At 46.8% G+C, this 14,736-nt stretch carries 16 protein-coding genes; 14 read left to right on the plus strand and 2 right to left on the minus strand.

Translation table 11 applies throughout. The features are described 5' to 3' along the window. The first annotated feature begins 515 nt into the window (after positions 1–515). The 6 genes from pagD to QEN31_RS13375 all read left to right on the plus strand — a co-directional run bounded on the left by pagD (position 516) and on the right by QEN31_RS13375 (position 4,291). On the plus strand, positions 516–779 hold the full coding sequence (gene pagD / locus QEN31_RS13350; RefSeq protein WP_001535993.1) for a virulence protein PagD: 264 nt from the start codon (positions 516–518) through the stop codon (positions 777–779). Between the two features lie 131 nt (positions 780–910). Continuing rightward, positions 911–1,123, plus strand: a complete 213-nt coding sequence (cspF, locus tag QEN31_RS13355; protein ID WP_001537306.1) for a cold shock-like protein CspF — start codon at positions 911–913, stop codon at positions 1,121–1,123. A 414-nt stretch (positions 1,124–1,537) separates the two neighbouring features. Then, entirely contained in the window at positions 1,538–2,059 is a 522-nt protein-coding gene (locus QEN31_RS13360; RefSeq protein WP_001520581.1) for an RICIN domain-containing protein, read from the plus strand. Between the two features lie 190 nt (positions 2,060–2,249). Further along, entirely contained in the window at positions 2,250–2,489 is a 240-nt protein-coding gene (gene msgA / locus QEN31_RS13365) for a virulence protein MsgA (protein ID WP_000497451.1), read from the plus strand. 488 nt (positions 2,490–2,977) lie between these two features. Beyond that, positions 2,978–3,766, plus strand: a complete 789-nt coding sequence (gene envF, locus QEN31_RS13370; protein ID WP_001033407.1) for a putative envelope lipoprotein EnvF — start codon at positions 2,978–2,980, stop codon at positions 3,764–3,766. 321 nt (positions 3,767–4,087) lie between these two features. Further along, the gene (locus QEN31_RS13375; RefSeq protein ID WP_000787622.1) at positions 4,088–4,291 is read left to right on the plus strand and encodes a hypothetical protein; all 204 of its coding nucleotides are present in this window, start codon (positions 4,088–4,090) and stop codon (positions 4,289–4,291) included. 456 nt (positions 4,292–4,747) lie between these two features. Here the strand turns inward: QEN31_RS13375 and sopF are convergent, their stop codons facing one another. Next, entirely contained in the window at positions 4,748–5,872 is a 1,125-nt protein-coding gene (sopF, locus tag QEN31_RS13380; RefSeq protein ID WP_000917255.1) for a type III secretion system effector SopF, read from the minus strand. Positions 5,873–6,319: 447 nt separating this feature from the next. Continuing rightward, entirely contained in the window at positions 6,320–7,570 is a 1,251-nt protein-coding gene (gene icd / locus QEN31_RS13385; RefSeq protein WP_000444508.1) for an NADP-dependent isocitrate dehydrogenase, read from the minus strand. 171 nt (positions 7,571–7,741) lie between these two features. On the opposite strand from icd, the gene rluE reads away from it, so the two are divergent. From rluE to phoQ, 8 genes are all read left to right on the plus strand, one after another. After that, a complete protein-coding gene (rluE, locus tag QEN31_RS13390) occupies positions 7,742–8,407 on the plus strand; it encodes a 23S rRNA pseudouridine(2457) synthase RluE (protein WP_001249412.1) in 666 nt (221 codons plus the stop codon). Then, on the plus strand, positions 8,404–8,733 hold the full coding sequence (locus tag QEN31_RS13395; RefSeq protein WP_000825957.1) for a lysozyme inhibitor LprI family protein: 330 nt from the start codon (positions 8,404–8,406) through the stop codon (positions 8,731–8,733). The genes rluE and QEN31_RS13395 overlap by 4 nt, the downstream gene beginning before the upstream one ends. 11 nt (positions 8,734–8,744) lie before the next feature. Next, positions 8,745–9,206 carry an NUDIX hydrolase gene (locus QEN31_RS13400; protein WP_000476067.1) on the plus strand — a complete coding sequence of 154 codons (462 nt, stop codon included), beginning with the start codon at positions 8,745–8,747 and terminating at the stop codon, positions 9,204–9,206. Between the two features lie 53 nt (positions 9,207–9,259). Further along, a complete protein-coding gene (gene mnmA / locus QEN31_RS13405) occupies positions 9,260–10,366 on the plus strand; it encodes a tRNA 2-thiouridine(34) synthase MnmA (protein WP_000004541.1) in 1,107 nt (368 codons plus the stop codon). A gap of 86 nt (positions 10,367–10,452) precedes the next feature. Next, positions 10,453–11,094 carry a high frequency lysogenization protein HflD gene (gene hflD, locus QEN31_RS13410; protein WP_001519653.1) on the plus strand — a complete coding sequence of 214 codons (642 nt, stop codon included), beginning with the start codon at positions 10,453–10,455 and terminating at the stop codon, positions 11,092–11,094. A 3-nt stretch (positions 11,095–11,097) separates the two neighbouring features. Then, complete coding sequence (gene purB / locus QEN31_RS13415) at positions 11,098–12,468, plus strand: adenylosuccinate lyase (RefSeq protein ID WP_000423763.1); 1,371 nt, start codon at positions 11,098–11,100, stop codon at positions 12,466–12,468. Positions 12,469–12,594: 126 nt separating this feature from the next. Next, positions 12,595–13,266 carry a two-component system response regulator PhoP gene (gene phoP / locus QEN31_RS13420; RefSeq protein ID WP_001537766.1) on the plus strand — a complete coding sequence of 224 codons (672 nt, stop codon included), beginning with the start codon at positions 12,595–12,597 and terminating at the stop codon, positions 13,264–13,266. Continuing rightward, positions 13,266–14,729, plus strand: coding sequence for a two-component system sensor histidine kinase PhoQ (gene phoQ / locus QEN31_RS13425; protein ID WP_001031687.1), 1,464 nt, complete (start codon positions 13,266–13,268; stop codon positions 14,727–14,729). The genes phoP and phoQ overlap by 1 nt, the downstream gene beginning before the upstream one ends. Positions 14,730–14,736: the final 7 nt, after the last annotated feature.

The following is a 14,736-nucleotide window of genomic DNA, read 5'->3' on the forward strand; positions in this document are numbered from 1 at the left end:
ACCCATGCAACATTTTGATATTTAAAGAGAAAATCTCACAACCACATTAAGAAACTTGACACCGTTCGGCTAAAAACATGTCATTAAGCAAACTCGCCATATAATCAGAACATATCGCATTGTGCTTCACAGTCCTCACGTGACGCTCCATCCGCAATACGGTTATATGCCATCGCAGGCGCTGTAATCATATTCACGATGATGCTTAGCACGCTTTATTCCCGCTCCGATTTAATCTTTTAATATATCTATCAGTTACAACATTTCTTGTTATATTATAAGAATAGAATCAACACCACAATTCCAACATAAATATCACCTGTGTTTAGAGAGAATTTACATTCCAAAAAAATAATAACTAACGCAAATATTGAACACGCGATAAAAAAGTCTATTTCGCTATAAAACCCATTATTATTAAGAGTGGTTAACTCTTCGTTGAATAAAAAATGTCAATGACGTTCCATAATTCAGGAGATGAACTTCACAAGTCATTATATATAACAGGAGGTGCTATGAAACATCATGCTTTTATGCTTTGGTCATTACTTATTTTTTCATTCCATGTTTTGGCCAGTTCAGGCCATTGTTCTGGTTTACAACAGGCATCATGGGATATTTTTATCTACGATTTTGGTAGTAAAACCCCGCAACCACCTACAAATACTGATAAAAAGCAAGCCAGGCAGATTAGTTCACCGTCCTGCCCGACGACAAAACCCATGATGTCCGCACCAGTCAATGACGCCAGGAAAGGGAATACTTTCTCCAGAACATAATGTTATTTATCTACAATGGTGCCGAACGACTACTTTTAGCCACCCGGAAATCTTGATTGCCATCAAATATAGCTGGCATTATTTTTCCTGACGTGTATAGTGCGCCTCGTTATCCCCATTAAGGAATTTGTTTGTCTCGTAAAATGACAGGAATTGTCAAAACCTTTGATTGTAAGAGCGGTAAAGGTCTCATCACCCCCTCCGATGGACGCAAAGATGTTCAGGTCCACATTTCAGCATGTCGCCAACACGAAACAGAAGCGCTTATCCCCGGTATACGCGTTGAGTTTTGTCGTATTAATGGCCTCCGCGGACCTACCGCCGCCAACGTTTATCTTTCATAATTCGTCACCCGGCATTTTTTCAGAAAAATTTAGCGAGTACGTCTACCTCCGCAGCCTGCTATGAGGCTTTGCCTGAAAGGCTGCAGAATGTTTTCAGTGGCGAAAATCTAAAAGATTTATTTTGCTAATGACTCCTGTGACCTCTTTTATCATATATCGGGTGCCCCCCCTTCTCACTTTGTTTAACGTGAAGAAATGTACAGCCGTTTTTCACTGTGATAGCATCTAATATTGCAAAAGTATTTAACGCTATATACCCATCGTCACAGGAGTGGCTGGCTGCGCGCATTTAACCGAAGTATTTATGTGATTCTATCGGAATTATCTCTATTGCCGCTCAATGCTACGTCATATTCAGTGGGTATAAATCGCCAATATAGTTGTAACGCTATTTATTTTTAGGGTAATAATTGAATGACTTTGCTTTCAGGAAAAACCACACTGGTTCTCTGCCTCTCCTCTATTTTATGTGGATGTACGACGAACGGCTTACCCACACCTTATAGTATTAATTTGTCGTTCCCGGTCATTACACAAAACCAGATTAATTCCGGTGGTTATTACATAAATGACGCGGAACAAATTCGGACAACTGATGGTCTGTGCCTTGATGCAGGCCCAGATCAACAGAATCGTTTGACGCTGCGGGAGTGTAAGCATGTGCAATCTCAGCTTTTCTCATTTCACCGAGACAGAATCACGCAGGGTGAGAAATGTCTGGATGCCGCAGGACAAGGTACAAAAGAAGGCACACCAATCATTCTTTATTCATGCACGGGTAATGATAACCAGCGCTGGCTCACTGATGATAACAAAATTAAGGGGAAACAGAGCCGAAAATGCCTGGGCACAAATAGCATTATTGTCAGAAAAGGCGACCCTGTTGTGTTGGCCGATTGCGATTTTAGTCGCGCCCTGGAATTTACCATCAGGTAGCAGGACACCGCTGTGAAGAGAGTGCCGCTAACCTCTTGACACGACAACAGGTTAGCGACCTTTACTTCCACGTGCGATCAATTTACTTTACGTCCGCAACGTCAGGATGACAAAACGGCGGCTAAACCTTGACACCAGTTATATACCCAGCTTAAATACTGGTCATCCAACCAGTAAAAAGGAAATGGCGATGTTCGTCGAACTCGTTTATGACAAGCGAAATGTTGAAGGTTTGCCAGGCGCACGCGAAATCATCCTCAATGAACTCACAAAACGCGTACATCAACTTTTTCCCGATGCGCAAGTGAAAGTTAAGCCAATGCAGGCGAACGCATTAAACAGTGACTGTACAAAAACCGAGAAAGAACGGCTGCACCGTATGCTGGAAGAGATGTTTGAAGAGGCTGATATGTGGCTGGTCGCCGAATAACGTCCCCTCCTGCGAAAGCGACATGTCCGATCGAAAACAGCGCCCTGAGGCGCTGTCTGTGACGATATAACGCAAACGCTACCACTCAGAACATGTTGTTGTTGATACCTCAGACCGGTATGTGGAACCGACATTCATCGCTTCACTGGCCTGTCGGTATGAGTAGCCCTTATCAACAATCAGCTGTGCGCATTCCAGCCTGAAATCTGAAAGTACGTTTGGTTTTGTTGTTTATTAAGAGCCTATCCCATTAGACTCTTTTATTCGCCAAACTGGCTTTAACGATTACGCCTACTGGGATAGGTTCTAAACTTATCATCAATACGTAAAATACCTATTTACGAACAAAAAGTAACAGGTAAAAATCCGAAATAAAACCAGCATAACTAAAACTTACTGCAGATATGCACACGCATTATTACTATGTTTCCAGGATAGTCTCGACCAGTCAAGACTATCTATTTTATATAAAAAGGGAAATACTTCACATGAATAAAATACATGTTACATATAAAAATCTCTTACTTCCGATTACCTTCATCGCGGCAACTCTAATTAGCGCCTGTGATAACGATAAAGATGCCATGGCGGAAGCTGAAAAAAATCAAGAGAAATACATGCAAAAAATCCAGCAAAAAGAGCACCAGCAATCAATGTTCTTTTACGACAAAGCCGAAATGCAAAAAGCTATTGCCAATATCAACGCAAAAGGTGGAGCCAATCTTGCGATTATTGAAGTCCGTTTCTTCAAGGGCGGGTATTCATTCATTCGACAAAGCGTTAACACCCCTGCTAAAGTAGAGGTGTTTAAATTTAACAACGGCTACTGGGGGGGACCTTCGCCTGTCAATTTAACCATCTTTGGCACTATAACAGAGGAGCAAAAACAAGAAGCACTAAAAGAGGCTTTATTCAAATTCGACTCGATCAATTTCAGCATTATACCAGAGCGTATTCAGGAAACAATTAAACGCGCTAACGCCAGTGGCATCATTTCCGTTACGGAAGATAGCGATATCGTTGTACGAGCAGAGATAGCTCATAATGGCGAATTCGTCTATGACATTACCATCACTGCTAAAAATACAGCACGTGCGGTAATGACCTTAAATAAGGATGGTTCTATTGCCGGATATGAGATCAAAGAACCTTTCGCCCCAAAAAAAGAAGCCGAAAAAGCACAGCAACTTGTTGAACAATCGAGAAAAGACATTGAAAGTCAGCGTAAAAAAGCAGCTGGAAAGATGAACGAAATACAGCAGACATTTAAAAAATAGCAGGCGATACAAACATTGATAAAAATTATAGCGCGAAAGAGCGCGTGCCAGGTACTAAGGCACTGCTTGAAGACAGCGAATCGCTATTTCATTCTCTGACACTGTAATTTTTCGTACTCAAGATGTTTATTTATTGAGTCTTTTGTGGATAACCAGGTGAAGTTATGTGACGCCAGGAATCTATTCCAGCGGGCGTACTTGTTGGAGCCAGTGTGAAGCCGGGCAGCGCGCAGAAACCGGAGCGTATACGTTGTACGTAAGAATTTCGAGCACTGCCCGACCTAAAAATGATGAATAAAATAGATATTTTAAAGAGGTAATATGAAGAATTTTTTCAAAATAATTACTGATTTCATCGCGGATATTTCCCTTGATCTATTTGCTATATTTTTATGCATGTTATTCGTATACAAAACAGGACCATCAATTGGTGTGATATCATTTTTTATTGCATTAATTATTTATATCATTCTTCATTTTTTTTACTCATTTCTTGAAAAAATCATAAAAAAAATATTCAAATAAGTATTTAAAATTATTGTTTTGAGGTACAAATTCAGCGCAATAAAACAGAGCAACTAAAAAAAATTAGGCGTAGCGAAGTGGAAAAGGACTGTCATGTACTGGACCGTGAGCTGGTCGGGAGAGCAATGTACGGGAAAGAGCGAAATACTGTCATTGATATGAGCAGGAATATCGATAGCCAGTAAATCACTCCTGTGGTAATACAGGCCACTTGATGACTGTGAAGGTCGCTTCATCTGAAGCACCGGTGAAGTCCAGCATTTTAAGTGAAAAGCAGCCAGCAGGCGCTTCTGCTGGTCCATATTCCTCTATTTTGCCAGACCACACTAAAGTGCCACACAGGTATCTGCCAGAACGGTCCTGAGATAATAAATATAAAAGCAGTTACTGCCTACCTCAAGAAGTATGCGCTCATGATCATTTAAAGCTCTTTTAAAGAGACTGATAATAAGCTTGTCAATATAATATTATGCAGTCTCTATTAAGCGCCTGGTTTATTTGTTTTGCATAATCATATAGTTGACTTTTCGAGTAAGAGTTTTCTTGCAAAGACAAATAAACGTGTTTTATATCTCTGAATAAACATACATCACCATGAATATGAGCCTCTATATAATTCCCTTCATAGCCTTTACCATAATTAGAATGAGCTAAAAATTTTTCGTCCTTAGCCATTTTAACCAAACTCTTAAAGCAATTATAACCAAAAAAATCATTTTGACAGGATGCAATCAGGTTCTCCATATGCCAAAATGTAGATAATTTACTCGTATCCAGGCCAAATCTGTGGCCGTAGATATCAAAAGGTGAGAATGTACAGTTTGTTTTTACATTATCATTTAATTCAAAAAATGATTTCCCATAGGCGCTGGCACCTCCATTTTCACCGTTCAGAAAGTCCAGTGCAGCATAAATTGGTCTGCTTGTAGGGCTAAAAGTTCTACTGTTGGGAGTATATGCTACGGAAAAACCGCCTGTCTGACCATATGGGGCATAAGGTGAATCTGCAAGCTTCTCCAGTTCAAATGCTTTAGTTTCAACTGAATCACGCCCGACATTATAAGCAGGTAAATCTCCCGGTCTGCAACCTAATGCATAAGAGTTCAGATATTCTTTATTTTTTAAGAGAGAGACAAAGTCAATTTTTGCTGCATTAAAATTTATTGTCAGCCGGGCATTTTGTAAAATATCCACCATCTTATTTAGTAAGAGAGCGCAATCTATTTCGGCACCACACTCACGGCTTATCCGCCTGAGCGCTTTTTCTCTTATTATGTCAGCGTCGCGCTGACACCTGGAATGAATATGCGCAAGTACTTGTTTTCCAAAAAGGCGACCATACACCTTTTTACGCTCTTCATTGCTGAGACCGCAAAACACTTCGTCAAAAGAAAGCCTGTACGCTGCGCTTACAGAACCTCTCGCCGTTCTGCTTTCTGGAAATAGCGGAACATCTTCAACAACATTTCTAACTTGCTGAATGTCTGAAGACAGTGGAGTACGTCCGGCATTTTTTTCCTTATCTGTTTCCAGATATTCCGGAACCTTTATACTTCCACTATGGCAGATAGGTTTGAGCATATGTCTCCTGAATTTTTATGACTAATATAGCATTCACTTTCGCTGACGTATTCTTTATCAGGCTGATATTTCAACACTTCTTAGCAGCCTTGTAGAAGAGCAAATAAAGCATGCTAATAATTTTATAAAATACTTAACCTACCCACTATTGTAGTCAATAAACCATCACTTTTTATTAAAAAATTCTCCTGATAATAACAATAAATCTGGTAAGGCACTTTCAAAAAATAGCCAAATCACACATTATTAAGAAAACCACTACAATCAAAATCGGTAACTATCAGCTTTCAGGGGGGTCTCAGGTTATCATGACGATCGGGGTAAAGGATGAACTACTATTGCGGTCTGAATTGAGGGAGTTTTGATAAAGTTTTGATAACCGTTCGAATACTAATAATAAAAACGGGGACGTTAAGTCCCCGTTTTTGTTTTTAACAATTATCGTTATTACATATTCGCGATAATCGCGTCACCAAACTCACTACATTTCAGCAGCTTAGCGCCTTCCATCAGGCGTTCAAAGTCATAGGTCACGGTCTTCGCGGCAATCGCGCCTTCCATACCTTTAACAATCAGGTCTGCGGCTTCGAACCACTGCATGTGGCGCAGCATCATCTCCGCAGACAGAATAATGGAGCCTGGGTTGACTTTATCCTGGCCCGCATATTTCGGCGCAGTCCCGTGAGTCGCTTCAAACAACGCGCATTCGTCGCCGATATTCGCACCCGGTGCAATACCGATACCGCCAACCTGAGCCGCCAGGGCATCGGAAATATAGTCACCGTTCAGGTTCATACAGGCGATAACGTCGTATTCCGCCGGACGCAACAGGATTTGTTGCAGGAACGCATCGGCGATAACGTCTTTAACCACGATCTCTTTACCCGTGTTCGGGTTCTTAATTTTCAGCCACGGACCGCCGTCAATAAGCTCACCGCCGAACTCGTCGCGCGCCAACTGGTAGCCCCAGTCTTTAAACGCGCCTTCGGTGAACTTCATGATATTGCCTTTATGTACCAGCGTGACGGAATCGCGATCGTTGGTAATAGCGTATTCAATCGCCGCGCGAACCAGACGTTTAGTGCCTTCTTCAGAACACGGTTTGATACCGATACCGCAGTGCTCCGGGAAGCGAATTTTCTTCACGCCCATCTCTTCGCGCAGGAACTTGATCACTTTCTCAGCGTCTGCAGAGTCAGCTTTCCATTCAATTCCGGCGTAGATGTCTTCAGAGTTTTCACGGAAGATGACCATATCGGTCAGCTCCGGATGTTTCACCGGACTTGGCGTGCCCTGATAGTAACGAACGGGACGCAGACAAACGTACAGGTCAAGCTCCTGACGCAGGGCAACGTTCAGAGAGCGGATACCGCCGCCAACCGGCGTGGTCAATGGACCTTTAATCGCTACGCGGTAGTCACGAATTAAATCAAGGGTTTCAGCGGGAAGCCAGACATCCTGGCCGTAAACCTGTGTGGATTTTTCTCCGGTGTAAATTTCCATCCAGGAAATTTTACGCTCGCCTTTATAGGCTTTCTCGACGGCGGCATCGACTACTTTAAGCATGGCTGGAGTGACATCAACACCGATACCATCGCCTTCAATAAACGGGATAATCGGATTCTCAGGAACGTTGAGTTTGCCGTTTTGCAGGGTGATCTTCTTACCTTCCACCGGAACAACTACTTTGCTTTCCATTCACCTCTCCTTCGAGCGCTTCTGGTTTGCTCGTCTGTCATCGCGCTGCATGTGCAATGGCGTCCTGCTGCACGACTGCGTTAGAGCAATTTTTTGTTAATGTTTTGTAATGAGCATGTCAATACTACCCTATTGTTTGCCGCCATGAAAGACACTCATTATTGCGCTATAATGCGGCAATTAATAAGTTCTGAAAACACCATGCAAAAAACTTCTTTTAGAAATCACTACGTTAAGCGATTCAGCTCACGACAAGCATCTAAATCACGGAAAGAAAACCAGCCAAAACGCGTGGTTTTGTTCAATAAACCTTACGATGTGTTGCCGCAGTTCACGGATGAAGCAGGTCGCCGCACGTTAAAAGATTTTATTCCTGTGCAAGGCGTTTATGCCGCAGGCCGCCTGGACCGCGACAGCGAAGGGCTTTTGGTGCTGACTAATGACGGCGCGCTGCAGGCGCGCCTCACGCAACCGGGCAAACGCACCGGCAAGATTTACTATGTTCAGGTAGAAGGTATACCGGATAATGCAGCGCTGCAGGCGCTTCGTACTGGCGTCACGCTCAACGATGGCCCTACCCTGCCCGCCGGTATTGAGATTGTCGCGGAGCCTGACTGGCTGTGGCCGCGCACCCCGCCGATTCGCGAACGGAAGAATATTCCCACCAGTTGGCTAAAAGTCACCTTATATGAAGGCCGCAACCGCCAGGTAAGACGCATGACAGCGCATGTCGGTCATCCCACTCTACGATTAATTCGTTACAGCATGGGCGACTACACGCTCAACGGCCTCGATAATGGACAGTGGCGCGAGATCGCACAGGAGAAAGACAGATGAAACGGCTTCTCATTGCTTTTGCTTTATTAACACCGTTATCCGTTAATGCGGCCAGCTTCGACTGCCAGAAAGCGCAGGCTGCGGATGAAAAGGCTATCTGCGCGCACCTGACGCTGAATGATAAAGACGTGGAAATGCACACCAAATATCAGTTTCTGAAAGGGTTGTTCGCGATGGGCAGTCGCGGCGCCCTGCAGGACGCCCAGCAGAGCTGGCTTAAACAGCGTCAGCAGTGCAAGGCCGACGTCACCTGCCTGACAAAAGCTTATAACGAGCGTCTGAAACAGCTTGACGTGATCTATGACCACATTGATAAACCGCTTTAATAAGGATGCCTATGTTCAAGCCGCACGTGACCGTTGCCTGCATCGTACATGCCGAAGATAAATTTCTGGTGGTAGAAGAGACCATCAACGGTAAATCGTTATGGAATCAACCTGCCGGACACCTGGAGGCAGATGAAACGCTGGCGCAGGCCGCCGCGCGTGAACTGTGGGAAGAGACTGGCATCACGGCGCAACCACAGTATTTTATCCGTATGCATCAGTGGATTGCGCCGGATAAAACCCCGTTCCTGCGCTTTTTATTCGCTATCAAGCTTGATCATATTTGCGCGACCGACCCCCATGACAATGACATCGATTGCTGCCGTTGGGTGAGCGCCGACGAGATTCTGAACGCGCCGAATTTACGTTCTCCGCTGGTGGCTGAAAGCGTTCGCAGTTATCAAACGGGACAACGTTACCCCTTATCTATAGTGGGCGAATTTAACTGGCCGTTTACAGAGGGTGTCAAGTAAAGGGCTGCGTGATAGAATACGCCGCCTTGAAGTTCAATGTCGCGAGTATTCCAATGTCAGAAAGCCCAAAAAAAGTGATCGTCGGCATGTCCGGCGGTGTCGATTCCTCCGTTTCCGCCTGGCTGTTGCAACAACAGGGTTATCAGGTAGAAGGCCTGTTCATGAAGAACTGGGAAGAGGACGATGGTGAGGAATACTGTACCGCGGCAGCCGATCTGGCTGACGCGCAGGCCGTGTGCGACAAGCTTGGCATTGAACTGCATACCGTTAATTTTGCCGCAGAATATTGGGATAACGTCTTTGAACTGTTCCTTGAAGAGTACAAAGCGGGCCGTACGCCGAATCCGGATATTCTGTGCAATAAAGAGATCAAATTTAAAGCCTTCCTTGAATTTGCCGCAGAAGATTTAGGCGCCGACTATATCGCCACCGGTCACTACGTCCGTCGCGCGGATGTAAACGGCAAAAGCCGGTTGTTGCGCGGGCTCGACGGTAACAAAGATCAGAGCTACTTCCTCTATACGCTTGGCCATGAGCAGATTGCGCAAAGTCTGTTCCCGGTTGGCGAGCTGGAAAAACCGCAGGTGCGTAAAATCGCCGAAGATCTGGGGCTGGTAACCGCAAAGAAAAAAGATTCTACCGGTATCTGCTTTATCGGCGAGCGCAAATTCCGCGACTTTTTAGGGCGCTATCTGCCTGCGCAGCCGGGGAAAATCATTACCGTTGACGGCGATGAAATCGGCGAGCATCAGGGTCTGATGTATCATACGCTCGGTCAGCGTAAAGGGCTGGGAATCGGCGGCACCAAAGACGGTAGCGAAGACCCCTGGTATGTGGTGGATAAAGACGTTGAAAACAATGTGTTAATTGTCGCCCAGGGGCATGAGCACCCACGCCTGATGTCGGTAGGCCTCATCGCCCAGCAGCTACATTGGGTCGATCGCGAACCGTTCACCGGCACCCTGCGCTGTACGGTAAAAACCCGCTACCGCCAGACCGATATTCCGTGCACGATTAACGCGCTGAATGACGATCGTATCGAGGTCATTTTTGACGAGCCGGTTGCCGCCGTTACGCCGGGCCAGTCCGCTGTCTTTTACAGCGGCGAAGTCTGCCTGGGCGGCGGCATTATCGAGCAGCGACTGCCGCTGACGGTCTGATTATTCAATACACAACACCATTCAAGTCGCCTCAAAGCGGCTTAAAAGATGAAGTGTATTTTATTTGATACAAGGAAGCAGTGATTGTGGCAAAGAATTATTATGACATCACCCTCGCGCTGTCTGGCATTTGCCAGTCGGCACGCCTGGTGCAACAACTGGCGCACCAGGGACACTGTGATGCCGACGCGTTGCACGTTTCACTCAACAGTGTCATTGATATGAATCCCAGTTCTACTCTGGGCGTGTTCGGCGGCAGCGAAGCCAACCTGCGTCTTGGTCTGGAAACACTGCTCGGCGTGCTGAATGCCAGCAGCCGACAAGGACTTAACGCCGAACTGACGCGTTATACGCTTAGCCTGATGGTGCTGGAGCGCAAGCTGTCATCCGCCAAAGGCGCATTGAATACGTTAGGCGATCGCATTAACGGCCTGCAGCGCCAGCTTGATCATTTTGATTTACAGTCAGACACGTTAATGAGCGCCATGGCGGGCATCTACGTGGATGTGATTAGCCCATTGGGCCCGCGCATTCAGGTGACGGGCTCCCCGGCCGTTCTGCAAAGTCCGCAGGTGCAGGCCAAAGTCCGCGCCTCGCTACTGGCAGGCATCCGTGCAGCCGTGCTCTGGCATCAGGTAGGCGGTGGTCGCCTACAGCTTATGTTTTCTCGTCATCGCCTGACGACTCAGGCAAAACAAATTCTTGCTCATTTAACCCCGGAGTTATGATCTATGGAATTATCCTCACTGACCGCCGTTTCCCCTGTCGATGGACGCTACGGCGATAAAGTCAGCGCGCTGCGCGGAATTTTTAGCGAATACGGTTTGCTGAAATTTCGTGTACAAGTCGAAGTACGTTGGCTGCAGAAATTAGCCGCGCACGCAGCGATCAAGGAAGTTCCTGCTTTTGCTGCCGACGCAAACGGTTACCTGGATACGCTTGTGGCAAACTTCAATGAAGAAGATGCCGCGCGCATTAAAACCATTGAGCGTACGACTAACCATGATGTGAAGGCAGTTGAGTATTTCCTGAAAGAAAAAGTCGCCGCGATCCCGGCGCTACATGACGTTTCCGAATTTATCCACTTTGCCTGCACTTCTGAGGACATTAACAACCTGTCGCACGCGTTAATGCTCAAAACCGCGCGCGATGAAGTGATCCTGCCTTACTGGCGTCAGGTGATTAACGCGGTTAAAGATCTCGCCACGCAGTATCGCGATATTCCTCTACTCTCCCGCACCCACGGCCAGCCGGCAACACCTTCCACTCTGGGTAAAGAGATGGCGAACGTGGCGTATCGGATGGAGCGTCAGTTCCGCCAGCTCAACCAGGTGGAGATCCTCGGTAAAATCAACGGCGCCGTAGGCAACTATAACGCGCATATCGCCGCCTATCCGGAAGTTGACTGGCATCAGTTCAGCGAAGAGTTCGTCACCTCGCTGGGCATCCAGTGGAACCCTTACACCACCCAGATTGAACCACATGATTATATTGCGGAACTGTTTGACTGTATCGCGCGCTTTAACACCATCCTGATCGATTTCGATCGCGATGTCTGGGGCTATATTGCGTTGAACCATTTCAAACAGAAAACCATCGCCGGGGAGATCGGTTCTTCTACCATGCCGCATAAAGTTAACCCCATTGACTTTGAAAACTCAGAAGGCAACCTCGGTCTGTCTAACGCAGTGTTGCACCATCTGGCAAACAAACTGCCGGTTTCCCGCTGGCAGCGCGATCTGACCGACTCAACCGTCCTGCGTAACCTGGGTGTCGGCATCGGCTATGCGCTTATCGCTTATCAGTCCACCCTGAAGGGCGTCAGCAAGCTGGAAGTAAACCGCGATCATCTGCTTGACGAACTGGATCACAACTGGGAAGTATTAGCCGAACCGATCCAGACCGTCATGCGCCGCTATGGTATTGAAAAACCATATGAAAAACTGAAAGAGTTGACCCGTGGCAAGCGTGTTGATGCCGAAGGAATGAAACAGTTTATTGATAGTCTGGCCCTGCCGGAAGCAGAAAAAACGCGCCTTAAAGCCATGACGCCGGCAAATTATATCGGTCGCGCTGTGACTCTGGTCGACGAACTTAAATAATGCCTGCCTCACCCTCTTTTCTTCAGAAAGAGGGTGACTATTTGTCTGGTTTATTAACTGTTTATCCCCAAAGCACCATAATCAACGCTAGACTGTTCTTATTGTTAACACAAGGGAGAAGAGATGATGCGCGTACTGGTTGTAGAGGATAATGCATTATTACGCCACCACCTGAAGGTTCAGCTCCAGGATTCAGGTCACCAGGTCGATGCCGCAGAAGATGCCAGGGAAGCTGATTACTACCTTAATGAACACCTTCCGGATATCGCTATTGTCGATTTAGGTCTGCCGGATGAAGACGGCCTTTCCTTAATACGCCGCTGGCGCAGCAGTGATGTTTCACTGCCGGTTCTGGTGTTAACCGCGCGCGAAGGCTGGCAGGATAAAGTCGAGGTTCTCAGCTCCGGGGCCGATGACTACGTGACGAAGCCATTCCACATCGAAGAGGTAATGGCGCGTATGCAGGCGTTAATGCGCCGTAATAGCGGTCTGGCCTCCCAGGTGATCAACATCCCGCCGTTCCAGGTGGATCTCTCACGCCGGGAATTATCCGTCAATGAAGAGGTCATCAAACTCACGGCGTTCGAATACACCATTATGGAAACGCTTATCCGTAACAACGGTAAAGTGGTCAGCAAAGATTCGCTGATGCTTCAGCTGTATCCGGATGCGGAACTGCGGGAAAGTCATACCATTGATGTTCTCATGGGGCGTCTGCGGAAAAAAATACAGGCCCAGTATCCGCACGATGTCATTACCACCGTACGCGGACAAGGATATCTTTTTGAATTGCGCTAATGAATAAATTTGCTCGCCATTTTCTGCCGCTGTCGCTGCGGGTTCGTTTTTTGCTGGCGACAGCCGGCGTCGTGCTGGTGCTTTCTTTGGCATATGGCATAGTGGCGCTGGTCGGCTATAGCGTAAGTTTTGATAAAACCACCTTTCGTTTGCTGCGCGGCGAAAGCAACCTGTTTTATACCCTCGCCAAATGGGAAAATAATAAAATCAGCGTTGAGCTGCCTGAAAATCTGGACATGCAAAGCCCGACCATGACGCTGATTTACGATGAAACGGGCAAATTATTATGGACGCAGCGCAACATTCCCTGGCTGATTAAAAGCATTCAACCGGAATGGTTAAAAACGAACGGCTTCCATGAAATTGAAACCAACGTAGACGCCACCAGCACGCTGTTGAGCGAAGACCATTCCGCGCAGGAAAAACTCAAAGAAGTACGTGAAGATGACGATGATGCCGAGATGACCCACTCGGTAGCGGTAAATATTTATCCTGCCACGGCGCGGATGCCGCAGTTAACCATCGTGGTGGTCGATACCATTCCGATAGAACTAAAACGCTCCTATATGGTGTGGAGCTGGTTCGTATACGTGCTGGCCGCCAATTTACTGTTAGTCATTCCTTTACTGTGGATCGCCGCCTGGTGGAGCTTACGCCCTATCGAGGCGCTGGCGCGGGAAGTCCGCGAGCTTGAAGATCATCACCGCGAAATGCTCAATCCGGAGACGACGCGTGAGCTGACCAGCCTTGTGCGCAACCTTAATCAACTGCTCAAAAGCGAGCGTGAACGTTATAACAAATACCGCACGACCCTGACCGACCTGACGCACAGTTTAAAAACGCCGCTCGCGGTTTTGCAGAGTACGTTACGCTCTTTACGCAACGAAAAGATGAGCGTCAGCAAAGCTGAACCGGTGATGCTGGAACAGATCAGCCGGATTTCCCAGCAGATCGGCTATTATCTGCATCGCGCCAGTATGCGCGGTAGCGGCGTGTTGTTAAGCCGCGAACTGCATCCCGTCGCGCCGTTGTTAGATAACCTGATTTCTGCGCTAAATAAAGTTTATCAGCGTAAAGGGGTGAATATCAGTATGGATATTTCACCAGAAATCAGTTTTGTCGGCGAGCAAAACGACTTTGTCGAAGTGATGGGCAACGTACTGGACAACGCTTGTAAATATTGTCTGGAGTTTGTCGAGATTTCGGCTCGCCAGACCGACGATCATTTGCATATTTTCGTCGAAGATGACGGCCCAGGCATTCCCCACAGCAAACGTTCCCTGGTGTTTGATCGCGGTCAGCGCGCCGATACCCTACGACCAGGACAAGGCGTGGGGCTGGCTGTCGCGCGCGAGATTACGGAACAATACGCCGGGCAGATCATTGCCAGCGACAGTCTGCTCGGTGGCGCCCGTATGGAGGTCGTTTTTGGCCGACAGCATCCCACACAGAAAGAGGAATAAACATTTC

Source organism: Salmonella sp. SA15303, assembly GCF_029962125.1.
Taxonomy (GTDB): domain Bacteria; phylum Pseudomonadota; class Gammaproteobacteria; order Enterobacterales; family Enterobacteriaceae; genus Salmonella; species Salmonella enterica.